General features: G+C 42.0%; 18 protein-coding genes and 2 pseudogenes. 12 read left to right on the plus strand and 8 right to left on the minus strand.

What is annotated here, in order from left to right; genetic code table 11:
* The first annotated feature begins 47 nt into the window (after positions 1 to 47).
* A complete protein-coding gene (locus J5X94_RS00360; protein WP_210539254.1) occupies positions 48 to 1,190 on the plus strand; it encodes a TIGR03364 family FAD-dependent oxidoreductase in 1,143 nt (380 codons plus the stop codon).
* Positions 1,190 to 1,963 (plus strand): phosphonatase-like hydrolase, encoded by a 774-nt coding sequence (locus tag J5X94_RS00365; protein ID WP_210539255.1) that lies wholly within the window; start codon positions 1,190 to 1,192, stop codon positions 1,961 to 1,963. Before J5X94_RS00360 ends, J5X94_RS00365 begins: the two co-directional genes overlap by 1 nt.
* A 313-nt stretch (positions 1,964 to 2,276) precedes the next feature.
* Here J5X94_RS00365 and J5X94_RS00370 read toward each other — a convergent pair whose 3' ends face one another.
* The 4 genes from J5X94_RS00370 to J5X94_RS00385 all read right to left on the minus strand — a co-directional run bounded on the left by J5X94_RS00370 (position 2,277) and on the right by J5X94_RS00385 (position 9,565).
* Positions 2,277 to 3,923: a BCCT family transporter gene (locus J5X94_RS00370; RefSeq protein ID WP_210539256.1), complete on the minus strand. Its 1,647-nt coding sequence runs from the start codon at positions 3,921 to 3,923 to the stop codon at positions 2,277 to 2,279.
* Positions 3,924 to 4,082: 159 nt separating this feature from the next.
* The gene (locus J5X94_RS00375; RefSeq protein ID WP_194618392.1) at positions 4,083 to 6,590 is read right to left on the minus strand and encodes a CoA transferase; all 2,508 of its coding nucleotides are present in this window, start codon (positions 6,588 to 6,590) and stop codon (positions 4,083 to 4,085) included.
* Positions 6,591 to 6,824: 234 nt separating this feature from the next.
* A complete protein-coding gene (locus J5X94_RS00380) occupies positions 6,825 to 8,315 on the minus strand; it encodes a CoA-acylating methylmalonate-semialdehyde dehydrogenase (protein ID WP_210539257.1) in 1,491 nt (496 codons plus the stop codon).
* A 59-nt stretch (positions 8,316 to 8,374) separates the two neighbouring features.
* Positions 8,375 to 9,565, minus strand: a complete 1,191-nt coding sequence (locus tag J5X94_RS00385; protein ID WP_210539258.1) for an iron-containing alcohol dehydrogenase — start codon at positions 9,563 to 9,565, stop codon at positions 8,375 to 8,377.
* A 242-nt stretch (positions 9,566 to 9,807) separates the two neighbouring features.
* Here J5X94_RS00385 and J5X94_RS00390 point away from each other — a divergent pair, with 242 nt between their 5' ends.
* A complete protein-coding gene (locus tag J5X94_RS00390) occupies positions 9,808 to 10,578 on the plus strand; it encodes an IclR family transcriptional regulator (protein ID WP_210539259.1) in 771 nt (256 codons plus the stop codon).
* A 229-nt stretch (positions 10,579 to 10,807) separates the two neighbouring features.
* Here the strand turns inward: J5X94_RS00390 and J5X94_RS00395 are convergent, their stop codons facing one another.
* A complete protein-coding gene (locus J5X94_RS00395; RefSeq protein WP_210539260.1) occupies positions 10,808 to 11,422 on the minus strand; it encodes a GNAT family N-acetyltransferase in 615 nt (204 codons plus the stop codon).
* Between the two features lie 138 nt (positions 11,423 to 11,560).
* Positions 11,561 to 12,436, minus strand: coding sequence for an MBL fold metallo-hydrolase (locus tag J5X94_RS00400; protein ID WP_210539261.1), 876 nt, complete (start codon positions 12,434 to 12,436; stop codon positions 11,561 to 11,563).
* 147 nt (positions 12,437 to 12,583) lie between these two features.
* Here J5X94_RS00400 and J5X94_RS00405 point away from each other — a divergent pair, with 147 nt between their 5' ends.
* A complete protein-coding gene (locus tag J5X94_RS00405; RefSeq protein ID WP_210539262.1) occupies positions 12,584 to 13,477 on the plus strand; it encodes a LysR family transcriptional regulator in 894 nt (297 codons plus the stop codon).
* Between the two features lie 494 nt (positions 13,478 to 13,971).
* Complete coding sequence (locus tag J5X94_RS00410; protein WP_210539263.1) at positions 13,972 to 15,588, plus strand: NAD(P)/FAD-dependent oxidoreductase; 1,617 nt, start codon at positions 13,972 to 13,974, stop codon at positions 15,586 to 15,588.
* A gap of 153 nt (positions 15,589 to 15,741) precedes the next feature.
* Here J5X94_RS00410 and J5X94_RS00415 read toward each other — a convergent pair.
* A pseudogene (locus tag J5X94_RS00415) lies at positions 15,742 to 16,100 on the minus strand (DDE-type integrase/transposase/recombinase); the annotation flags it as partial.
* A gap of 653 nt (positions 16,101 to 16,753) precedes the next feature.
* On the opposite strand from J5X94_RS00415, the gene J5X94_RS00420 reads away from it, so the two are divergent.
* The 7 genes and pseudogenes from J5X94_RS00420 to J5X94_RS13845 all read left to right on the plus strand — a co-directional run.
* Entirely contained in the window at positions 16,754 to 17,797 is a 1,044-nt protein-coding gene (locus tag J5X94_RS00420; RefSeq protein WP_210539264.1) for a histone deacetylase family protein, read from the plus strand.
* Positions 17,798 to 17,883: 86 nt separating this feature from the next.
* Positions 17,884 to 18,975 (plus strand): beta-carotene 15,15'-monooxygenase, encoded by a 1,092-nt coding sequence (locus J5X94_RS00425; protein ID WP_194618409.1) that lies wholly within the window; start codon positions 17,884 to 17,886, stop codon positions 18,973 to 18,975.
* 32 nt (positions 18,976 to 19,007) lie between these two features.
* Positions 19,008 to 20,258 carry an NAD(P)/FAD-dependent oxidoreductase gene (locus J5X94_RS00430; protein WP_210539265.1) on the plus strand — a complete coding sequence of 417 codons (1,251 nt, stop codon included), beginning with the start codon at positions 19,008 to 19,010 and terminating at the stop codon, positions 20,256 to 20,258.
* A gap of 63 nt (positions 20,259 to 20,321) precedes the next feature.
* Positions 20,322 to 20,660: a RidA family protein gene (locus tag J5X94_RS00435; RefSeq protein ID WP_210539266.1), complete on the plus strand. Its 339-nt coding sequence runs from the start codon at positions 20,322 to 20,324 to the stop codon at positions 20,658 to 20,660.
* Between the two features lie 62 nt (positions 20,661 to 20,722).
* Complete coding sequence (locus J5X94_RS00440) at positions 20,723 to 22,390, plus strand: thiamine pyrophosphate-dependent enzyme (protein WP_210539267.1); 1,668 nt, start codon at positions 20,723 to 20,725, stop codon at positions 22,388 to 22,390.
* Between the two features lie 190 nt (positions 22,391 to 22,580).
* On the plus strand, positions 22,581 to 23,552 hold the full coding sequence (locus J5X94_RS00445; protein ID WP_210539268.1) for a LysR family transcriptional regulator: 972 nt from the start codon (positions 22,581 to 22,583) through the stop codon (positions 23,550 to 23,552).
* A 444-nt stretch (positions 23,553 to 23,996) separates the two neighbouring features.
* A pseudogene (locus tag J5X94_RS13845) lies at positions 23,997 to 24,125 on the plus strand (IS3 family transposase); the annotation flags it as partial.
* A gap of 251 nt (positions 24,126 to 24,376) precedes the next feature.
* Here the strand turns inward: J5X94_RS13845 and J5X94_RS00450 are convergent.
* Complete coding sequence (locus J5X94_RS00450) at positions 24,377 to 25,177, minus strand: alpha/beta fold hydrolase (protein ID WP_210539269.1); 801 nt, start codon at positions 25,175 to 25,177, stop codon at positions 24,377 to 24,379.
* Positions 25,178 to 25,866: the final 689 nt, after the last annotated feature.

The raw sequence follows: 25,866 nt of genomic DNA on the forward strand, positions 1-25,866 counted from the left end.
TAAGCAAGTAGAGGGCTAATTAATAAAGATGTATGGGAAGAGCAGATATGACAATGAGCAAAATACTTTCTGATAAAACATACGATGTCGTTGTCGTAGGTGGGGGCATCGTTGGGCTGGCAAGCGCCTACGCCGCCTTTAAAAAGGGGCTGAGTGTTGCAGTTGTAGAACGCCAATCTCAGAACAAAGATGCTTCTGTTCGTAATTTTGGATTTGTGACAGTTAGTGGTCAGCGTCGAGGTAAGCATTGGCAACGCGCCATGCACTCGCGTAATATTTGGGCCGAAATTGCGCCAAAAGCAGGTATTCAGGTAGAGCATATCGGTCTGCATATGTTAATGCAGCGACCTGAAGCGGTAGATGTTGCACAAGCTTTTTTAAAGACGGAAATGGGTGAGGGGTGCCGACTACTGCCACAGTCTGAAATTAATGAAGCCGCGCCTTATCTGAATAAGGGAGAAGGGGTGTTATATAGCCCGCATGAGCTTAGAGTGGAGTCCAATACTGCAATTGCTAAGCTGGCTCATTGGTTACAAGAGACGCAGAGTGTGGACTTTTATAATCATACCACAGTGACTTCGGTGGAATTACCAAAAGTGCATACCAGCCGTGGTGTCCTTAACGCTGAGCACTGTGTGGTCTGCCCAGGAGCTGACTTTACTGGCTTATATCCAGAAGTACTCGCTAAGACCAAAGCTAAGATGTGCACACTAAATATGATGCGAGTCGTGCCCAAAAAAGCATTTAGATTAAATGCCGCTGTCATGTCAGATTTAAGCTTTGCCCGTTATGATGGATTTGCTCAGTTACCTGAAGCTACGGTACTAAAAACCTTACTTGACGATATTCAAAGTGTAGAGCGTCAAGCAGGTGTCCACCTAATTGTGGTTCAGTCTGAAGATGGCTCACTAATCATTGGCGATAGTCATGATTATAGTGATAGAGAACTACCGTTTAGAGACACTCGAATTGATGGTCTAATCATTAATGAATTTAAGCAGGTGATGGATATTGGTGAGATAGATATTACTCAGCACTGGTTGGGTGTATATCCAAGTGCAGATGACGTGGTATTTAAGACATCACCTGAAAAGGGCGTGGTGGTCGGTGCAGTCACCAGTGGTACAGGGGCATCAACAGGTTTCGCATTTGGCGAAGAGTTAATTGAATTGGTATTGGAATCAAAGTGATGAATACAGTAAAGAATAATGTAACAAGCAGCAGCTCACATAGTGATAGTTTAAATAGTATTAAAAATAAATTTTTTGATATTAGGCTCTGTGTGTTTGATATGGCTGGCACAACAGTAGATGAAGGTAACCTAGTCTATAAAACCGTACGTAATGCCATCAATGAAGCACTGAATAGCGCTGGCAAGTCAGATAAACAAGTGAGTCTTGAGTTATGTTTAGCATATGGTGCAGGGAAAGAAAAACGCAATGCCATCCGCGATATTTTAAACAGGTTAGATTTATCTGATGCTTGTATTGAGTCGTTAACGGATACTGCGTTTGCAGCCTTTAGAGACAGTCTTGCAACTGCCTATAGCAAGGATACCTTATCTGAGTTTGAAGGCATGTCAGAGTTGTTTGAGCAGTTAAAGGCGAGCGGTCGTCATGTGGTATTAAATACAGGATATGATGCTAAGACTGCTAATAAAATTTTGACTATCTTAGGGTGGTCTGTGGGAGATCAAGTAGATGCACTAGTAACAGCCGATGACGTAGAAAATGGCCGCCCAGACCCGGATATGATTACTCTTGCGATGAAGCAGTTTAATATCGAGAATTCACAGCAAGTATTAAAAGCAGGGGATAGTGGTATCGATATTAAGGAAGGCCAAAATGCAGAGTGTGGGCTGGTTTTAGGTGTGCTATCTGGTGCACAAAACGAGCAGCAGCTAGTGAAATATTCACCTGATGCGATTTTAGATAAGCTGACTGATTTAAAGGCGCTTATTTAACTTAAAGCTAGGTCTAAGCTTCAAAATATACAACAGAACAGTAAAGCCATAAAAGTAATGACTTTTATGGCTTTTTTGATTTAGAAGGACTGTCCCAGATTCTGTGTAACTGCCGTTTAGATTAAGTGTTCCTGCCTAAAGGCTGTAACTTTAGACAGGTACTTGATATTAGAATACAGACTATTGAATATAAATCTCATAACACACCAAGCGTGCTCAATTGGCTTTTAGCGGACGCTAATCGAGCACTCTATCATTTAGCGTTGCGCTTGCTGTATCTTCTTGCTGTGTGTCGTTTGTGTACATAGCTAAATTATGATTCGTCGACCGGATCTATCGTCTCTAGCCTATCCGGACTAGTATCATAAAGAATGGCTTTGACCAGCGATATTCCCATTAGTACCATCACAAAACTAAAGGGTAAGGCACCAATAACCATCGCCGTTTTAATCGCACCCAATCCTCCGCTTATCAGCAGCACCCCAACAACCAATGCCAGTATTACGCCCCAAAAGATAATATGTGGGCGGCCTTTTGGACCTTCGTTACCACCTGAATTGATGGTATTGATAACTAGAATTGCCGAATCTAAAGTAGTGACTAAGTAGGTCAATAGTAAGACCAGAACTAAAATAGCCATTACCCAAGCAAAATTGGGAGACAGCATCACATCAAGCATGGCAAGCAGTTGAGATTCTTGGCCAACGCTTGAGATGGCATCAGTGCCACCTAGTGTTAAGTCAATCGCGGTTCCGCCCACCATTGAAAACCAAATAAAACACATCAAAGCAGGTAGGATGACGGTGCCGAATAGATAAGCACGGATACTACGACCACGTGAAATGCGAGCAAAGAAAACACCAACAAAAGGACCAAAAGCAATCCACCATGCCCAATAAAACACAGACCAGTCTTTTTGCCATGTGGCAAGCGTGTCACCGACCACCGTACCATCTGGCTGCCAAACCGTAAACAGCAATTGAGGAAGTGCGACGACATAGTCAAACACACCCAAGAAGAAAGATTGTAAACCAAAGAAGGTCGAACCGAATATTAAGAAAAAGGCAAACAGGATAAGACTTAATCCCATGTTGATGTTAGATAGCCATTTCACCCCTTTACCAAGCCCAGAAAGCGCAGATAGGGTTGCTATGCCAACGATAACGGTCAGTGCAACGATAATGGCTGCCGTTGACGATGTGCCATCGGTATTCATTAACCATTCGCCCAAACCAACACGGTACATACTAGAAACGAATTGCTCAACCCCAAACCCTAATGTTTGGGCCACGCCCAAAATGGTTGCAATAACGGCAACGATGTCAATGGTATTACCGAGCTTACCGGATAGTTTTTGACCGAATAATGGTGCAAGACCTGAACGAATGGTCAGCGGTAATTTACGTCGAAAAGAAAAATAGGCCATCGATAATCCGACTAAGGAATAACAAATCCATGCGCTGAATCCCCAATGTAGAAAGGCCCATTTATAGGCATAGCGTACATTGTCGGCACCAGAGGCTGTTGCCAACCCTTGAATGACCTCAGGGTTATTGGCAAAGTGATACATCGGCTCTGCGGTCGCAAAAGTCAACATACCAACCCCGATACCTGCGCCAAAAATCATTGAAAACCATGAAAAGTTGGAGAACTCAGGTTTATCCCCTGTGTCCCCTAAAATCAACCTCCCATAGCGCGGCACAACGGCCAGAATCAACGCTAAAATCAAGAAAAAGGCGACACATAAGATATACCATGTCGAAAAGTGATTGAGTAAGAAAGTATTGATCGACCCTAATATCGTCGTTGAATTATCAGGAAAGATGACAGCCCAAACAATGAGCAGACCCAGTAAGATTTTAGCGGTAATCGTAACGTCTTTATTAAACCCCTCATAAAAACCTTTTGTCGCCACTTTAATCGGCAATTTGGTTAAAGGTTTTCTGCTGCTGTTTTTCATATCTAATCCTTTAGATGGTTTTCCTTTTGCTCAAATGAGCATCAAGCTGCACTGTCCTTCGAGCAGCTTAACCCCTATCATTCAGGTCGTGTCATCAGCCAGATACAAACCAACTTGCATCATGGTTAGCAGGGCACTCCAACTGATGACACTGCCTATTTAACTTGGTAAAAACTCTTGACTCCAACTATCACTCAAATCACCACTGGCAATACTGGCGTCAATGTCTGCCTCGCTATAGCCAAGTTCTAGCATGATCTGACGGGTGGATTGTCCAAATTTTTCAGGTCTAGAGAGTGCATACACGATGCTGTTCGACGGACGAATAGCATAAGGATCAAGCTGTGTCACCGTATGACCACTTGGATGATCTTCATAAATTGAAAAAGAATAACTACCATTGTCAGTACCTGGTGTGCCATCTGCTATGCGGCTGTATTCAGCACGTAATGCATTGATATCCGCACAGACGACAGCCGCAATATCGGCAGCTTGCAGACGTTCTACCCAGTCATGAGCAGGCGCTTTTTGAAAAATATTAGACAAGAAAGCGGCACGTTCACTTTTATCCAGCTCACTGAAACCTTGTAAGTCTTCAACGTTTTCGAAGTTTTTTACATCGACTTCATACGCGTTTAATAACAAGTAGTTCCCTGAAGAGGTATAGTAAAAGCGCGTCAATTCATCATGGCCATTGGTTTCACGACCTGAGGGCTCATTGAATAACCCGCGTTTTTCAAAATCATAGCAATAAGGGATTTGTAGTAGGGCGCTATTGGCAACCAATGAGGTACGGCCACGTCCAATGCGGCCTGTACGATATTTTTGATAGAGCGCCACACCAATACTCATGGCGCCGCCAAAGCCGCACATGACATCAATAGTACCAACGTGTGCATGTTCTTCAGGAGTATCCATAGCACCGCCGCAACGCAACATGATGCCAGTAGACGCCTGTACCACATCGTCATAGCCTATGAAATCACTACTCGGACCCTTACGGACACCGCTAAAACAATCAAGCTTACAGAATATAGCGTCAGGATTTAAGGCTTTTAAGCCTTCAGTATCCAAGCCCATTTTTTTGATTTGGGTGTCTGTTGCATTCCAAACAATAACGTCAACGGAACGAACCAACTTCTCAAACACTTCTCGTCCTGTGCCCTTGCTAATATCAGCAAGTATGGAGCGTTTACCGACCATTTGAGACATACCATAAATGACGGTGTTCCAGCTGTCGTATAATGGAGAAGCAGAATCAAGCTTGATAACTTCTGCACCAAAACGCGCCAAATAACAGGCCGAATGCGGGCCTGCAATGACGTTGCAAAGATCAAGTACTTTAATACCGTCTAACCAACCGCTTTTTTCATCAACATTATTGATTGAAGGCAACTTGGTTTTGATTGCCTTTAATTTTTTCAATGCACCTTCAAAGTCGATAGGCAGCGGTGCTTTTGGTTGTAACATCAACTCGCCACATTCTTCTAACCACACAATTGGTCCTGGCTGAATCATCTTGCCATAAGTGGGATCATCAACTTCGATCATGAGTCCTGTTGTTTCTGCATGATCATCATGAATCCACTCTTGTAGCCAACGCTGCGGTGCACCAGGTATGCCGCGTTTTCCAAAAATCTTCTGCCACTCTTTTGATGTACGTAATAAAAACGCCACTTTCATTTTTTCGGCAATACGATCTGCCCAATGTTTTGGCATGGGATAAACCCCAAGCGATGTATCAGATGTCCACTGACTAGAAGGCAAATAAGTATCGTCTTCCTCAGTCAATCCTTCCTCAAGTAATTCGTCGTATAGCCCCAATACTTGCAAACAACGCTTGGCGTGATGTTTATGGCTAGGGCATACCACGTAAAACATACGGCCATCTTTACACATGTAACTGCGGTAAAAAGGATCTAGCAGTTCTTGCAACGATTCGTAGTCCATATTCATGGGAATACCTTCAACGCGGCGACGTTGAATCTCAACTTCACGTTGGGTCAAATAGCGTTCAGGTAAGTTTTCGATATCGATTGAGTTGTAACAAAGGCCTTCCATGACAGCCGCAGCAAGTGGAACTTCAATGGCATCGCCAAGTCCTGTGTTTTCGCGTGCTTGTAGTGCAAAAACAACTGAAGAACCTGCTAGCATTGCGCCATAAGCAGAGGGCAGTGGTAGGGGTGAGAACGATGGGTTAATGCCCATGAGCACACGGTTTAAACCCATGTCAGTAAACACGCCCGAGCTCGCTGCCACAATGCTTTCATAGGCACGTAACTCACGGCGATTTTCATCGTTTGATGCAAATCCAGGGATTGACAGCGTGATCAGCTGCGGACGCTCTTCTCGTAGCGCGACCAGATCTAATCCCATTTCTGCCATTTTTCCAGGGCGAAAGCCTTCGATAACGATGTCACTTTCTAAAATTAATTGCCTAGCTTGTGCCAAGCCTTCATCCGTCTTAAGATCGAGTGTTAACATCAATTTATTGCGATTCAATACCGCATTGGCTGGACTGTGCCACTTTGGGCCTGATGGCGGATCTATATGAACCACGGTTGCGCCTAAGTCACCAAGCATCATACCGACAGCGGGACCGGCAATATATTGACCAAAATCGATGACTTTGACACCCAGTAATGGCAATTCAAAAGTTTCTCGCATAGTTATCTATCCTTAGAATTTTATGGTACGACTATGAAAAATTAGAATTCAGTCAGAGCACTTGCCGGTCGTCCACTATTGGAGAGAGTCAGAAGCAAGCAGCATTTTTTGAATACAAACGACTGCTTTTAAGCGCACTGATTATGCAGTGCGCTTAAAAGGTAAGGATTTTATAATGTAGCGCCTTTATAATGTAGTGTTCTTAAAGGCTAGCACCTTGAAAAGGCAGTGCTATTAAGTTGGCATAGAGAACTGTTTCTCTTCTCTCAATGCCGCACTAGGCCAGCGCTGCGTAATGGTCTTACGACGAGTGAAGAATCTCACGCCGTCTGGTCCGTACATGGCCAAGTCACCAAATAATGAACGTTTCCAGCCACCAAAGCTTTGAGACGCTACAGGTACTGGTAGTGGAATATTGACACCAACCATACCGACTTGAATGTTGTCAATAAAGTAACGCGCGGCTTCTCCATCTCTCGTATAAATACAGGTGCCGTTACCATATTCGTGATCGTTTATGAGTTGCACTGCCTCGGCCATGGTCTGTACACGCATCACCTGTAACACGGGACCGAAAATCTCTGCCTCGTAGCTGTGCATCTCTTTAGTGACATGATCAATCAGAGTAGGACCTACAAAAAATCCATTTTCATTGCCTTCTGGTGCAGCATCAGAGCCATCGATGATGAGCTCTGCACCTTGCTCGGCAGCACTTTTTATATAATCTAAAATTTTAGATTTGTGTGCCGCCGTAATGACAGGGCCAAAGTCGTTGCTTTTATCTGAATGAAGCCCCAGTTTCAGCTCTTTAATAGCAGGCTGTAGAGCCGCAATCATCTTGTCAGCCGTTTCATCACCGACGGCAACAGCAACAGATAGTGCCATGCAACGCTCGCCTGATGAGCCAAAAGCAGCACCCAATAGTGAGGTGACGACGTTGTCTAAGTCCGCATCTGGCATGACAATCGCATGGTTTTTTGCACCGCCTAATGCTTGGCAACGTTTGCCTTGTGCAGCGGCTGTGGTATAGATGTATTCAGCGATAGGGGTTGAGCCCACAAAGCTAACGGCTTTGACATCTGGATGATGCAAAATAGCATCGACGGCTTCTTTGCCACCATTTACGACATTGATGACACCATCTGGTAGGCCCGCTTGCTGTAAAAGCTGCGCGATGAAAAGTGTGGCACTTGGGTCACGCTCAGACGGTTTTAATACAAAGGTATTGCCGCACACGATGGCCATCGGGAACATCCACAGTGGCACCATCACAGGGAAGTTAAACGGTGTGATACCAGCGACGACGCCTAGTGGATGAAACTCACTCCAAGAGTCTATATCGGTACCCACATTGCGGCTGTGCTCGCCTTTGAGTAGCTCAGGCGCGCCGCATGCATATTCGACGTTTTCAATACCGCGCTGTAGCTCGCCTGCCGCATCGTGTACGATTTTCCCGTGCTCTTCGCCAACCAGTCTGCAGATTTCATCCGCATTTTGCTCTAACAGCTCTTTGAATTTGAACATGACGCGCGCGCGTTTTAGTGGCGAGGTTTTGCTCCATGCGGGAAAAGCCGCTTTAGCCGCAGCGACTGCTTCGCCAATTGTTTTTTCACCACCCAAAGCGACTTGCTTGCTGACATCACCAGTTGATGGGTTGTAAACGTCTTGAGTTTGGCTGTCATTGTTTGACAGGCTGCCGTTGATAAAATGTCCGATTGTTTGCATAAGTTTAATTCCTTTAAACGTGTGAATAATTAGTAGGTTAATAGTAAATGATGGCTGTTTTAACTGACTGAACTCTCAGCAACAGTGTTGTCAGCCCATAGCAAGGTATAGAGTTGAACCATCTCTTCTAGAGTAGGTATTCTAGGGTTATTGTTGGGTGAACCTGATGCAAAGGCTTGCTCGCACATCGTGTTTATTAGCGCATCAAAATCTGCTTTTTGTACACCAAACTGTGCCAATGTGGGCACGTGAAGCTCATCATTTAAGCTTTTTAGATAATGGACCAAGCTGACGTTGGCCTGATCATCTGTCTCGCTATGATCCGCTATTCCTAATGCACGTGCGCAGTCTGCATAACGGTCGGGGGCACTAGAGATACCGAACTCTGTAATGGTTGGCAATAGCATCGCGTTTGATAGGCCATGTGGCACATGAAAAAAGGCACCAATTGGACGACTCATGCCATGTACCAGCGCCACTGAAGAATTACAGAACGCAATACCTGCTAAAGTAGAGCCCAGCATCATTGCTTCACGGGCGGTTTCATCTTTGCCGTCGTGATAAGCGGTTTGGATATTGGGTCCAATGAGGCGTAGGGCTGCGAGCGCCTGTTGGTCGCTATAGGCATTACGTTTAGGGCTGATATACGCTTCGATAGCATGGGTCATCGCATCGATACCCGTATCTGCGGTAGTACGAGGCGGTACGCTGAGCGTGAGGCTATAATCGATAATGGCTGCGACAGGCATAAACCCCATACCCACGCACAACAGCTTTTCATTATTAGCCTCATCGGTAATGATGGTAAAGCGTGTCACTTCTGATCCTGTGCCTGCCGTCGTCGGTATGGCAATAATAGGCAAGCCTGCTTCGTCCACTTGACGAGGAAACTTATAATCGCGAATCACGCCGCCAAATTTTCCTAGAATAGCAATGGCTTTTGCACTATCGATAGGGCTTCCGCCACCTAAGGCAATCAGACCATCGTAATCTTGTGCTTGTACTTGAGACACGCCAGCCTCAATAGAGCTTTCAGTAGGCTCTGGCACCGTATCTGAAAACACATCGGCATTGATTTGTGCTTCTTTCAAAATGGTTTGAATGTTATCGACATAGCCGAGTTTAACCATCATCTCGTCAGTGATAATAAGGGGTTTTTTCACCCCTAAGCTGGCCAATATTGCTGGCAGCTTTTGGCAGGCATCGCGTCCAATTTCCATCGTTCTTGGGAGCAGGATACTGTGTGACATAGTGACTCATCCTTGAATTAATGACTTCAGATATAAGCGTAGTAGGTAGCTCAATCGTCGTACAGACTATTCACAAAAGTGTATAGCGTTTAGATATAAAATTCACATAACGATAAATATCTTATCGATATGTGAAATGTATCAGAATATATTTATAATAGCAAGACGCAAAAGGATTAATTTTATCGTTATAATAAACAAAATTTATTCGCTGAGAATCAGCTAGAGGTCTAGAGTAAGTAATGAGTAATACTAAAAAGAAGGGCTCAAGTGTTGAGCGCGTTTTGCAGATAGTAGAAGTGCTAGCCAGCTCGCAAAGACCAATGAGTGTCAGCGATTTAGCAGAAATATTAGAAGTGCCAGTGCCGAGTATGTATCGGCTATTGGATCAACTGCAGGGTCTTGGGTTTGTGCAGTTAGATTTGCCAGGGAAGGTCACTTGCGGTAAGCGCACTTATAAGCTTGCCATGAACTTATTGCAAAACAGTGATTTCAAAAATGAAAGATTGGCCATATTGAATGAACTGTCAGCGCAAATAGGGGAGACGGTGGGTATTTCGATTTTGCAAGACTTGGATGTGGTTTATATCGATCGCGTTATGTCGGATTGGCCGCTACAAATATTTCTACCTTCGGGCACGCATGTACCCGTTTGGGCCAGTGCCAGCGGCAAATTATTATTGGCACAGCTAGCGGATGAGAAATGCGAGCGCATCGTTGAAAAAATGTCGATACATGCGCTAACGACCAAAACTCAGACCGATAAAAAGCAACTGATGCAAACGATTAGTGCAACGCGTGAGACGGGAGTAGGAATAGATGACGAGGAGTTTATTCCAGGTATGGTCGCGTGTGCGGTCATGATTCCTAATGGCGATCAACAGGCATTTGCGACGGTGTTTACCCATGGGCCGACCGTGAGAAAAAGTCTAGAGGAGCTGCTCAGCTATGTGCCTCTTATGCAAGAAGCAGCAAATGAGCTATCGGTAATTTTTAATCAAAACTATGAATAGAGAAGTAGGCGAAAAGCAGGGTAATAAATTACTATGAGTGTTAGTTGATCTTATAGCAAACCCCAGTCAGAACATCATCATCTCAGTAAAAAAGATTGGTAACGCTATATTATATATAGCGTTACCAATCTTTTTTACTAAAAATCATGTTTTGTAAGTGACAAGATACTGTACCGTCCAATTTAGTATATCTATGATGTCAAACCCATTTGTCGTTTTTACAAACTCGTTAAGATAAATGTTTGACATAGGTATAGTGCGTTATCTGCGGGTTTAGGTCGTTGGGATACTGATCAACACGTTGATAGCCATTGTTGTCGTAGTACTGATAAGTACACAAAGTATCTGTGTGCAGTGCATACGTGGTTACGCCCTGTGCCACGAGATAAGTCTCAAATGCCTGAATCAACGTTGCACCAATACGGTGGCGACGATAATCTGGATCTACACAGAAAAACTGCAGCTCGCTATCAAAATTGACTGTCTTTCGTTTCGCGCCAGCCGATTCTTTTTTCTGTAAATCACTTAATACCTGTTGTCCTTGATCAGACAGGCGCAGCTTGCTTTCTATCTGATCAATAATAGGCTTATCATCGAATAATAAAGCTTTATATGGATCGTGTTTAGTGACCCCTATCACCACACCGCAAATAATGTCACCATATTCTGCAACTTGTATAAAAGTAGCATGATGACAGTCTTTAGCTAGAAATAGGGTAGCCAGTTGCTTTAGAACCCGCTTATCTGTGGCAGTAGTAAATACACTCAAATTCATATTGACGACAAAAAGGTCGACAATGGCTGAAAAGTCTTCAGGCGTAGCACGACGATACTGTATTGTCATCAGTCACTCTCTTTCATCATTAAAAGTACTGGCGTATGCTTCTTGACAAAGCATTCATACGCCAGCACCTTGACACTAACATCTGACTAATAGACATAGCCAGATGTTAGTGTTTTTTACTTAATAGTTGTCCTGTATTTACCACTCTATCTCACCTGTATTGACTTGACTGCTCAACTCTAAATCACTTCCTCCGGGCAACGCTGGATAAGCCGATTTCATGATGGTAATCACTTTTTCTGATTGCTTAGAATCTTGTTTTTTTGCCTCGCCCAGTGCTTGCTCAAAAGTTTTTAGATAATTGAGGGTGAAATCAACAGCGTAGTTTTTTTTGAGTAGGTTGCCTGAATAGTGACCTGGTATCACGACGTTTGGCTTTAATTGCTTCATTTGTTCTAATGATTGCATCCAAGCGCTACGAGCTTCTTTAGTTTGGGTATCAGCAGTCCACACATGCATGCCTGATGTTACCGACACGCCGCCGAAAACGGTTTTTGACTCTGGTACCCACATGTATGCTTGAGGGGTTCCGAACGCTTTGATTTCAATTTTATGGCCTTCTAAGGTCAGTGTAGACTGGTTAAGTGTTTGAGGTACTGTGATCTTGGTAGGCGCGTGTTTGCCAAGGATTGGGCTCCAATGCTTTAATTTTGTATCTTTGGTCGCCTCAATGTGTTCAACAATAGAAGGGCTAGACATAACCTTCACATTAGGGAAGGCTTTGACTAAAGGCTGAAGACCGAAATAGTAATCTGGATCGCCTGCCGTGATATAGATCATTTTAAGGTCTTTATTGCTTTTTTTGATCATATCAACCAATGCTTCACCGTCGCTAACACTAAACTGCGCATCGAACAAAATAGCATCTTTCTCGCCACTTGCCAGTACAGAGGTCACTGGGAAAATAGCATTTTGATCTGGTTTATATGCTTGTAGTTGTAGGTCGGCTGCGTTCGTTTGGGTTGCAAGCAGTAGAACACTGGCCGCCATAGAAGCTGTCATTAATTTTTTCATAATCCACCTGTATTTTTGTTTGAGTAAATAGACCGCGTTAATGGCGGTATTCGTTGTTAGTGGCTATTCTATTCGATTGTATTTCGTTTAAATACGCTATAATCCAGTGTTTACTGTTTCAGTTTTCGCGCAAATGAGGATGGATAAATGGATAGACTGACCGCGTTACAGGTGTTTGTTGCTATCGTCGAACAAGGTAGCTTGAGCCGTGCTGCGGATAATTTAGATATGTCTAGAGCTAAGGTAACGCGCTATCTGACAGAGCTTGAGAGCTGGATGGATATACGCTTATTACATCGCACGACTAGAAGTCTGAGCCTGACTGCCCCTGGTGAGCAGGCGCTTGAGGTGGCGTATCAGTTACTTGAATTGACCGATTCATTGGATCAGATACGCAATCAAAATACTTTGGAGTTAAAAGGTAAGTTGCGGATTACTGCTAGCCTTTCGCTGATTGATAGCCTTTTGATGGATGTGGTTGGTCGCTTTGTATCTCACTGGCCGCAGACAGCGATTGATATTCTTACCACTGATGACTCGGTTAATTTAGTTGATGCCCGTATTGACTTGGCGATTCGTATCACCAATGATTTGGAGCCAAATGTCGTTGCCAGACGTATCGGTGAGTGCCACTCTATCGTATGCGCTGCACCTGAGTATTTAAAAAAACGTGGCAGACCTACAGATGTACAGTCGCTTGTACATCACAACTGTCTATCGTTTACGTATTTTGGACGGTCTGCATGGGTGTTTGATGGGCCAAATGGTCCAGAATCTGTCCCTATCTCTGGCAATATCAGTGCCAATATCTCTGAAGTCTTGCTTTCTGCCACGCTACGTGGACACGGGATCAGCTTACAGCCATCTGGCGCAGTCAAATCTTTGATTGCATCTGGACAACTTATTGAGTTATTGCCTGAATGGAAACCCAAAACTTTGGGTGTTTATGTGGTTTATGCCAATCGAAAGCAGGTGACACCATTACAAAGAAGGTTTATTGATTTTCTCGCTGAAGAAATAAAGCATTCGCCTTACTGGTAGCAAGCAATGGATGAATATGGACTGTTTATAAAACCCAATATTAGCAATATCACCTAAGAACGTTTAAATTAGCACTTAATTCCTCAAATATAATAGGTACGTAGACACTTCTGTAACCTGTACGCTTTCTCATGCTAAAACTCCTTATCCATACCTTATAACGAGTTCTGTTGTGAGCTTGATTATCATGAGAAGTGGAATAGCAAAATACTGCTTTGCAGCGACGTAAGATAAGAGCTGTGCTCGCAGTGAAACGAGAATTCAGAAGGGTTTAGGCTATAGAAGGCCAAGACAGATGTGGTTTGATTATTATCGTCAGGTTGAGTAACTAAAGTCTCCCAAGTTTAAATATACAGATTTGATGGCAGAGGTTATTTTCAAACTACAAACCAAATCCGCAAGTTTACCCTGCATAAGTAAAATATTTATTCGCTTATTTGTATCAGTACCAGTAAAATGCGAGACTGTTTTTTACACGAGTTTATGAGTAACCAATGATACGTTTAACTGAAATTAAATTGCCATTAAATCATGCACCTGAAGATTTAACGACTGCTATAACGACAAAACTTAAAATTTCTGCTGAGCAAATGGCGTCATTTGTGATGTTTAAACGTGGTTATGATGCTCGTAATAAAAGAAATATCCAATTAATCTATACGCTAGATATCACACTGACCGACTCGGATTTGACCAATGATTTACTGGTTCAATTTGAGTCAGACAACCATGTTAAAGCAACGCCAGACACCAGTTATAAATATGTAGGTGAAGCGCCAAAAGATTTAACTGAGCGTCCTGTTGTTATTGGTTTTGGACCTTGTGGTTTATTAGCAGCACTTACCCTTGCTCAAATGGGTTTTAAACCTATTATCATTGAACGTGGTAATGAAGTAAGACAACGCACCAAAGACACCTTTGGCTTTTGGCGTCAGCGTAAATTAAACACAGAATCAAACGTACAATTCGGTGAAGGCGGAGCGGGTACTTTTTCTGACGGTAAATTATATAGCCAAGTGAAAGATCCCAATCATTACGGTCGTAAAGTAATGACAGAATTTGTAAAAGCTGGTGCACCAGATGAAATTTTATTTGTCAGTAAACCGCACATAGGCACTTATAAGTTAGTCACTATGGTAGAAAAAATGCGTGCTGAGATCATAGCGCTTGGTGGGGAAGTCCGTTTTGCGACTCGCGTAGACGACTTGCACATCACTGACTCAAAAGTAACTGGCGTGACACTCAATACTGGCGAAACCTTAAAAACTAACCATGTTGTTCTTGCTGTTGGTCATAGCGCCCGAGACACTTTTGAGATGATCCATGATAAAGGCGTATATGTTGAAGCAAAACCTTTCTCGATTGGTTTTAGGATTGAACATAAACAGTCAACCATAGATAAAGCACGATTTGGTGACAATGCTGGAAACGAAATACTTGGCGCTGCGGATTACAAATTGGTTCATCATTGTAAAAATGGTCGTTCTGTCTATAGTTTTTGTATGTGTCCAGGCGGAACTGTGGTTGCCGCAGCATCAGAAGAAGGCCGTGTTGTCACTAACGGCATGAGCCAATATTCAAGGAACGAGCGCAACGCCAATAGTGCTATTGTGGTAGGTATCGACCCAGAGCGAGATTACCCAAACCACCCTCTTGCTGGTATCGAATTACAAAGACAACTAGAAACCTTAGCGTTTGAATTAGGCGGCAAAGATTACAGTGCACCAGCGCAAACCATTGGCGACTTCTTAAAAGGTAAACCAGACTCAGAATTAGGCGATGTAAAACCGTCTTACACACCAGGCATTACCTTAACCGACTTAAGCAAAGCACTGCCAGACTTTGCCGTGGATGCCATACGTGAAGCCATTCCAGCGTTTAATAAAAAAATCAAAGGATTTTCATCTGACGATGGTTTATTGACTGGTGTAGAAACCAGAACATCGTCACCAATCAGTATTAAACGCAATAAAGAATTCCAAAGCATTAATACCAAAGGCTTATTCCCTGCAGGCGAAGGCGCGGGCTATGCAGGTGGAATATTATCAGCAGGGATTGATGGTATTAAAGTGGCCGAAGCTGTGGCGAAATCGATGTTGAACATAGAGTAAGAGCGGCTTTAGGCAAACCCCAATATCAAACCTCTTACCTAGATAAAAATATGCGATCGAAAAAGCCTTTCAAGCTATGAAATATAAAGCTTGAAAGGCTTTTTTGTGTTTTCAGGATGGTGGACTATTTTTATTGACCGATGCTGTCAGTGTGATCTCTTTGATTGCTGTAAACCTTATTTTATAGTCTTGGTTATACACAAGCGCATTCTTTAATGAACTCAGCAGCTTTCTATGGGTGCTTTATCGAAGCATATGCTGCGTGATGATCTTGTGATACGCGTGGCTACAGTACTGACTGCCTCTATCAGAATGTACAATCAGCCCTTGGCTTGACTCTTTATTCTTAATTGCCATGTTCAATGCACGGCAGACCAAATCAGCGGTCATGCGCTTGTCGATGGCAAGCCCACCAGCTCTTTGGTGTATAAGTTCTTAACCCCTGCTAAATACAACCAGCCCTCATTTGTCCAAGTATAGGTAATATAACTGACCCAAGATTCGTTAGGACGGATAGTGTTTCCCAATCTCATCACTGGATACTCTGACTAACAATTAATGCTGCTATTTATCCTACTGTGATAGCCTAATTGTTTAAAACCTAACACGCGATACGGATATATGATTTAAATAACTTTTAATTATCCTTGATACCAGCGTACTTTACGAGCTGTACGTAACGAATTACGTTGTAGCGTAATTATGATTCCCCAATCTATCAACACTTCTCTTTCCTCATAAGCCAATTCAAGCTGTCAATTATTTACTTTATCTCTTCAAAAGTAGTATTAAGCGCATGACAATATCATCATGCTTACACGCTTTTATTGGCGCGTTCTATTCTACTCATTGAATAGCATTTGTATTGTTGCTAACTGGTAGGTATTTCAGTTTTATCTTCTGCGTATAAAACACTTATTGAATATATTACATAGCTTATGGACAAACTTAATATAGTAGTCCAAAAGATATTAGATTTACTTATAAATACTATTAATTTATAACGTTTGACGGAGACTTTTCAACAACATATATTAGAGAAACATGAGTAATGATCATAATATACGGCTATTGGCAATCAGATATAAAAATATAGAGCTTAGTAAGTACATTAGAATTTTTAATATTATTTTTTAAGTATTTTAGAAACAAAGGAATGTTCAGAATGAAAGTTTATAGTCATGAAAATCAAAAGCTTCACCATCCAAAGACTTACTTTTCGCGTGGACAAATGCGCGAGCCTCAAGAAAAACCTGAGCGATTGATTGAGCTATTAAAGGCACCAGAAGCTTTAGACTTGGTAGTAACAACTGCTAAAGATATTGGCATCGCGCCAATTTTGGCTATTCATGATTTAGATTATGTTGATTTCTTAAAGCATGCTTATGATGAATGGATGGCAATAGATGAAGAGATGGGCGAGGAAGTTCAGACGACGATTTATGTTCAGAATAATAACCCAGGTCTTGGTATCTTAGCAAAAGCGGCCAAATATCAAGCCGATGGTAGCGCACCAATTGGCAAATACTCATGGACCTCTATTTATTGGTCAGCTCAAACAGCACTCAACGCTGCTGAAAATTTATTAAATGATGAAGACAATCAAAACAATATTCAAATATGTCTAACCAGACCTGCAGGCCATCATGCTCGTAAGAATGCGGCAGGCGGCTTTTGCTATTTAAATAATGCTGCAATCATTGCACAGCATCTCCGTCAAAAATTTCAAAAAATTGCCATTATCGATACAGATATGCACCATGGTCAGGGTATCCAAGAGATATTCTACGACCGCAAAGATGTGCTATACACCTCTGTTCACGGTAGCCCTATCAATTTTTATCCGGTAGTCGCCGGTCATGAGCACGAGAGAGGTGCAGGAGAAGGTTATGGCTATAACCTCAATTTTCCAATGCCTCATGATACTGATGAAAGGGGATTCTTTCATTATGTAGATCGCTCAATAGAAACCTTAAAATTATTTGATCCAGATGTCATTGTTCATGTCTTAGGGTTTGATGTCTATAAAGACGATCCACAAGCCAAATGTCACGTTAGTACGGAAGGCTTTAAAACTTTGGCACAGAAACTTAAGGCGTTAAATAAACCGATCATTGTGCTGGTTGAAGGAGGGTATTGCATAGAAAAGCTCAATGAAAATCTGCAATCTTTCTTATCTGGGTTCATTTCAGAAAACAATAATGATTAATGAAAAATAAATGTTTAGTCGCTAACCGTTTAAAGGATTTATTAGGGTTATTACTCGATTAACTCACAACAACAGGGATGTTTAATATGAGTGTTTCAATTATTAAGGCGATCAGTTATGCCGGTGTGTATGTTGGGGCTGTCATTGGTGCTGGATACGCAAGTGGGCAAGAGGTGCTGCAATTCTTTGCAGGTTACGGTTTTATCGGTATGCTGGGTGCTGTGATTACGATGATCATGCTGGCATGGTACGGTACGGTGTTTATGGAGTTGGGTCATCAGCTTAAAACCAATAGCCACCGTGTGGTTCTTAACTACTTATGTGGCAAAAAAATAGGTTTCTTCGCCGATTATATTCTTTTGTTTTTTATGTTCGGCGTCATTAGTATTATGTTCTCAGGTGGCGGGGCAGCTATCGAACAATACTGGGGTTTACCGTCCGTTGCTGGCAAGATACTGATTGCTATAATGACCTTGTCAACCGTCATATTTGGTTTTACATCTTCTGTTAGAGCGTTAGGGATTATTTCCCCGTTAATGATTTTGGCCGTGGTTGTCATCTCTGTCATTACCTTCACTAATTACTCTGACCAATTAGCAACTGTTGATGCCACTATTCAAACGCTTCAGCCCGACACAGCCACGTCTTTTTGGTGGACGTCAGCAATCGTTTATGTCTCATACAATGTCATTCCAGGCGTATCTACTTTTGCCTCAATTGGTAATAAAGAGCCAAATCTAAAAACAGTCAGAATGGCCGGTGTAATCGGTGGTATGACATTGGGTATTTGCTTACTATTCATTATTATGGCGCTCTTATCAAATCTTGAAAACGTCATGAGTTATGAGCTTCCATTTTTAGAGATAGCACGTGGTATTAGCCCAATGACAGGATTATTATTTAGTGTAGTGCTCGTCGTTGCCGTGTTTACGACAGCGGTATCCAACCTTTATGGTTTCGTTATTCGCTTCTTTGATTCTGATACAGAAACATCAAAGTTTCGTATTTTGACTATAGTCGTCGTGGTGCTGTCTCTACTGGCTTCACTCTTTCCGTTCAGTACATTGGTCGGCACCTTATATCCCGCTTTAGGTATTCTCGGTATGTATGTACTGCTCTGTGCGCTATATAAGACTTTCAAAGGTCAAATATTTATGGCTGAACGACCAAAGCTATAACAAAAGGCAAAGCAGAAACAAAAGGATATAGTATGCGATATGAAGTGATTGTTATTGGTGCTGGCATGGTAGGGACATCTATTGCTTGGCATCTGCAAAGTCATAACTCTCAGGTTTTATTATTAGATAAAAAGCCACCGGGATCAGAAACATCATATGGTAATGCGGGATTGATTCAGAGAGAAGCTATTCATGTGCATCCTTTTCCAAGGCATCTTGCAGAATTAATAAGAGTATTACCGAATCAAAATACTGATATACGCTACCGTTGGCCTGCTGTCTTCCGTTACCATCAGGCATTATTAAAGTACTGGCAGTTCTCTGCACCTTCTTCTGTTCAGCAAATAGAAAAAGAGTGGCAGACTCTGATTGAGCATTGTACGAGCGAACATCAAGAGATGATTACGGCCGCAGGTGCTGAAGATTTGATCAGGCGTGATGGTTGGATTGAAATGCATCGAGACGAAAACAAACTTAAAGCAGCAATTTTAGGTGCTGAAAATGTACTACAACAAGGCATTGAGCACAAAGTTCTATCTATTACGCAATTAAAAGAATTAGAGCCCAATGGTAATTTCGATGATTTTATCGGGGCTATTCATTGGTCTAACTCTTGGCAGGTATCAAACCCTGGAGCTTTGGTAAAGGCCTATGCAAAAAGTTTCCAAGAAATGCACGGGTCAATAGGTGAGTGCACGGTCAAAGAAATACGACCTGAGGGCGATGGCTGGCAAGTGATAACTGATCTTGATACTTTTTATAGTGATGATCTGGTTATCGCAGCAGGCCCTTGGTCTAACCAGTTGATAAAACCTTTGGGATATGATTTACCTTTATTTCCTATGCGTGGCTATCATCAGCATTTTGAGACGACGCCACAGAACACGGTCAATCACAGTCTGGTAGATATGGATAAAGGCTTTGTCATGGGGCCGATGCAGCAAGGTATTCGCGTCACAACTGGCGCTGAAATGACTACCATCGATGCACCAAAGAACTTTGATCAGTTGAACGCTGTATTGGCTTTCGCTAAAAATATTTTACCATTAAATCAAAAAGTGGAAACAGAGGCGTGGGCAGGCTCACGACCGTGCATGCCTGATATGAAGCCGGTCATCGGAGTCGCTGGTAAACATAACAACTTATGGTTTGCCTTTGGACATGGTCATCAAGGCTTCACCTTGGGGCCTATCACTGGACGTATTATAGAAGAGTTATTACACAACAAACCTACAATAGTGGATATTGAACCTTTTAATGCTCAACGATTTTCTAACGCTTAATAATATTATTTTAACGAGATAATCTTAAATTTCGTTATTTCTAACATACAAGGATTAATCAACATGCGAAAACTTCATAGTAACCAACGTATGAGCCAAATTGTTATTCACAATCAGACCATTTATTTGTCAGGTCAAGTTGGAGGTATTGATGAAGATGTGGCTACTCAAACGTTGACATGTCTAAATAAAGTCCAAGCGCTATTAGAAGAAGTAGGTAGTAATAAATCCAAAATTCTATCAGCCACCGTTTGGCTAAAAAATATGGAGGATTTTGCAGCGATGAATGATGTGTGGGATGAGTGGTTTGCAGATACTCAACCACCTGCTCGAGCCTGTGGTGAATCAGTATTGGCGCATCCTGACCTATTAGTAGAAGTGACGGTCATTGCTGCTGAATAAGTTGTTTTGACACTTATAAGAAATAAAGACTTTTATTAAAATGAAAAATTAAGGGACTAACAATGAGCAACATTATCCATGGTGGTCGAGCAATCGTAGACAGTTTGCAATTACACGGTGTCAGTCGCGCCTATGTCGTTCCAGGTGAAAGTTATCTGTCGGTATTAGATGGGTTGTATAATGCTGATATTGACACAGTGGTGTGTCGTCATGAAGCAGCCTGCACTTACATGGCAGATGCTCATGGCAAATTTACGGGTCAGCCTGGTATTGCTATGGTTACCCGTGGACCAGGCGCGGCACAGGCTTATACTGGTATTCATACCGCATGGCAAGATGGTGTGCCGCTCATATTATTCGTTGGACTTATTCCTGTTGCAGACAGAAACCGAGAATCGTTTCAAGAGTTTGATCCCAATCAATGGTTCTCTAGTCAGTGTAAACGTGTACTGATATTGGATGAAGTTTCAAGAGCATCAGAGATTGTAGCCAAAGCTTTTCACGCTGCTTTAGAAGGACGACCAGGTCCTGTCGTTGTGGGACTACCTGAAGACATCATCCAACAGGAATTCCACGGACAATTGCATCCAGTGATTCCTGTTGCTGAAGGTGCTATATCTAATGACAAGCTTGATATAATATTAAATGCGTTATCTACTGCTGAAAAGCCACTGATTTTTGCAGGGGGACAAAATTGGACGACCGAAGCTTCTAAACAGTTAACCCAGTTTGCAGAGGACAATCACATTCCTGTCATCCATGATTGGCGCGCCTCAGACAGAGTGGCTTTTGATTCTCCTGCCCACGCAGGTTACCTAGGTTATGGGCGCTCGGACGACTGTGCCGCATTAATCGAAACAGCTGATGTCGTGCTTACGATAGGTACTGTATTAGGGGACGTTGCTAGTGATGGGTATAAATTGCGCCAGTCCTTTGATAAGCCTAATTATATTGTTAATCTAGATACAAGCTTGCGTGGTCATAGTGGTGCAGTTACTGAGCATATCGTCGCTAGCCCTATTAGCTTTATCAAAGCGATTAGCCAAGTATCGCTGGCAAGCTCAGATTCACGTGATACTTGGTTTAATTATTGTCATAAGCAACAGAGAAAAGATTGTGCTTTTCCAGAAACGCCCGTAGCAACGAATAATATTGAGCAAACAAATACTGATCAGACATACGTCAGTATGACCCAAGTTATCAAAGCGTTGACTGAGCAGTTACCTACCGATGCTGTCTACAGTTTTGGTGCTGGCAATCACTGTTTATGGGCGCAGCGTTATTTGCCCACAAACACCTTCCCAAGTCAGCTGAGTACTAGAAATGGTGCGATGGGTTACAGCCTGCCAGCGGGTATTGCAGCTGCATTAGAATCGCCTGAGCGTTTATCGATAGTGGTCACGGGTGATGGCGAATTTATGATGAATGAAGCAGAATTGTCAACGTCCATTCGTTATGATGCCCCTGTCTTAATTGTTTTGATGGACAATCAGCAATTTGGTACTATCCGTCAACACCAAGAAGCTCATTATCCTGATCGGGTGTCTGGTACGCAGCTACAAAACCCTGACTTTGCTGCACTGGCCAATGCTTTTGGTGCCCATGGTATACGAGTCGCTAATAACAAGGACATCGCAACCAGTGTGACCAATGCGCTGAGAATCGTCACAAAAGAGCGTAAGACAGTATTGCTGCATGTGATTACAGACCCTGATGAGCTAACACCTTAGGTATTAATTAGCTTGTCATGATAAGAAGGTGTTATGACAAGCCATACAATAAATAAGCATTTATACCGCCCCGTTATCCTTAGCTATATTGTATTATGAGCTGAGAACAATGATGAAAGGGGAGCTAAAAATTCAGAGGCTGAATATGTATCAAAAAGACTAAGTCCTCCTTATTTTTGGTAGTCCTTTCATGTTGAGTTGTTATCAATATATTTATAATACAAGTGCTGAAACTACTATGCTGCAACAGAAATTAGCCGATAGCTTGAATTGGACATTGCTTCATGTGTTAATAGCTATATATGAGGAGGGAAGCATTAGCGCAGCTGCTAATCGGCTAAACATTACCCAGTCAGCAGTCAGTCAAAACCTTAAAAAGCTTGAAGAGCAGCTCGAAAGTCAGCTACTTATTCGCAATACCAAACCGTTAGAGCTCACTCCAATTGGTCATTATTGCCTTCAAGTTGCACAAACGATTTTTACAGAAATAACCTCTATTGAAGCCATGAAAGGTAGCAATTCGCATCTACTAGAAGGCGAGATTAAATTACTAGTCGCCAGTCGACTCCACAATCCAAAATACAATGATTTTTTAGTTTATTTCAAAAAAAAATATCCAAATATTACTTTAGATCTAACAGTGAAATCAAGTATGGATATTTTAAATAACCTCAAACAAAAGACGCCTGCTGTTGGTATCTGCTTAGCTCGACACATCCCGGAAAATCTTAATCAGCAGTTATTATTTACTCAGCGGTATTACCTATACTGCGGCTACCATCATCCGCTATTTTCAGTACCTAATTTGAGTTTTGATAGCCTATTAAAAGAGGATTTTATAGCTTTTAGTAGTGAAGATATTGGTGATGTGCTTTCACCAATTACGGTGTTTAAAGAAAGCCATAATGTTACTGGCCGTATTAGTGCTTATACCAACAATTTAGATGAAGCGGTTCGCCTGATTTATACCGGCTATGGCATCGGCGCGCTACCTGATCAGTTCATTGCCGCAACGCACTTAGAGTCTAAGCTTAGACGTTTGCCGCCAAGCGAAGGTATTGCTGATATCCCTATTCGTCTCTTTTGGCACAAACACCGTGCTTTATCACCTATTGAAGCTAGATTTATCGAAGAAATTATAGAGTTTGATATTTCTTTTTAATCGAAACTCTGTAAAGACAATATTACCTAATTTGAGATAAGCTGTAACTATTAGACCTCCTGAAAAAGTCAAATCTTAAGCTTGAAATTTACTAATCCTGAGAATTGAACCGTTCCGAATTTTTCGGAGGCAGATTTACTTGAGTCAGGCTGCAAACCCCAATTTCCACAAAGACACCTAACAAACCTTATTATTAGCAATTTGTGGTGTAAGCCTTATATAAATAGGCTTAGATAGATCATCAATATAGTGTGTTCATATCTTGGTTAGTGGTTCGTATATTTATAAATACTATTTATATACCCGTAATATTATAGGTAGTCACACCGAATAATTTTTAAATATACGCATATAAGTTAATTCTGCAAAAGCCAATTATTTCAAAACTACCCTGCCAGCCATACCATTCATTCGATGGTTTTTAATATCCCATGTGATAACGACACTAAAGAGCTGATTGGCTATGCCATCAATAAGCATGTGACAGCAGATTTAGTCTGTTGTGCACTCAATATGGAAATTAAGAATAGACGACCCAGCCAAGAGCTGTTTTTTTATTTTGATAGAGATAGTTAGTACTATAGCCATCAAAGATATCATTAAGTATATTGAGCTTGATTATAATGAGGAGTGACTAGCAAAGTACGTACTACCTTTACCATCACGTAAGCCATTATCGTTCATACAGTTGCTCTAATCATTGAGCTGTTGGAAGTGTCAAGCACATAGATAAATTCACTAATGACATGAATAAACATGCTTTATTAAATTCCATTAAGTGAGTAAAACACTAAAATCTCAAGCTATTTGCTATGAAGTCCGCATTATGAATGTGCTGAAATAAAATCTGCAATATATCTATTAACGATTTCCGGTTGTTCAAGTGCTACCGAATGACCGGCCTTTGGAATCACGAACATTTGGCCATCGGCTACTGTATTAGTAATATTTTCTGACAGAGGTACTTCATACGCATGATCCTGTTCGCCTGCCAATACTAGCGTAGGTACTTTGCACCCTTTAAGCTCATCTAATATGCCAGTGCGATGAATAACGCCATCAGCACTGCGCGCGATATCAGGTCCTAGTTTTAGCATATGATCACGCCAGTACTCACGCTCACTTGCTCGAGTGGCGTCTGCCAAATAGTCATCGCCAAACATGATATACATAAGCGTATCGATAAATGGTTCAGTACCTTGTGCACCTAAGCCTTCAACCAAAGGCGAAAAATCGGCCAGTTTGTATTCAAGCTCTCCGCTAGATCCAAGTATAATACAACCCTTTAGCAAATCTGGGCGGCGAGCGGCTAAACGTAGCGCAACAAACCCGCCCATAGAGTTCCCAGCAAAAAAGCAAGACCCTAGGTCGAGCTCCTCAATTAATGCTATGGCATCGTTGGTATGAGTATCCATATCAACGCTTTTCAATTCTGAACGGGCACTTTGCCCTTGATCCCGATCATCATAGCTCACTACTCGAATGGTTTTAGATAGATGTTCTATTTGATGCGTGAACATTTTATGATCAAAAAATAGCGAGTGACTTAGTACCAAAACCGGGGCGTTTTTAGGGCCATTGTCACTATAAAATAGGGTAGTTCCATTAACGTTAATATTTGGCATGATCTTCTTCCTTGTGTAAACACTATTGACCTTTATGACTCTTATAATAAACAGAGCGTGATATTTACCTTAATCTTTTAACTTTAATACTTTTATCAGAATTTCTGAGTCATTGAAAGCGATGAATTGTGAGCGTATCGGTTGCTAGGCAGTTTACTAATACGATAATTTTTAGCTCTCAGATATGCGTGGAGATACTTAACATTATAGCGCTGTTTGATTTCAATATAAGTTGATTTACTACTTATTCACTTTGATTACAGTGTGTTTTCTACTCACTAATGTTACGATTCAACGAGTCATGATAGCTAGATGGCATGATGCATAATACGTGATACATGTTATAGCCTAAGGTTAATGTGTTTCTTGCTATTGTGGTACATAGTCATTAGAGCTACTAGCTATTTGGCAACCAATTATTAAAAAAATGAGGCAAGGATGCTGATTTTAAAAACAAAGATCGAACGACCACAACTGCAACAAGTCAGGCTCCTTGAGCGCCCCAAACTACTGCATCAGTTATTTGGAGATAATACTCATCGGTTGGTTTTGATACAAGCCGCTGCAGGGTATGGCAAAACTACTGTTATGGTACAGCAGAGCGAACAGCTAGAGATACGTCATCTCACGGTTGGTTGGCTAACTCTAGATAACGATGACAACGACCCTATACGTCTGTACCAATATCT

It is taken from the genome of Psychrobacter sp. K31L, from assembly GCF_017942195.1.
In the GTDB taxonomy this organism is placed as follows: Bacteria; Pseudomonadota; Gammaproteobacteria; order Pseudomonadales; family Moraxellaceae; genus Psychrobacter; species Psychrobacter glaciei.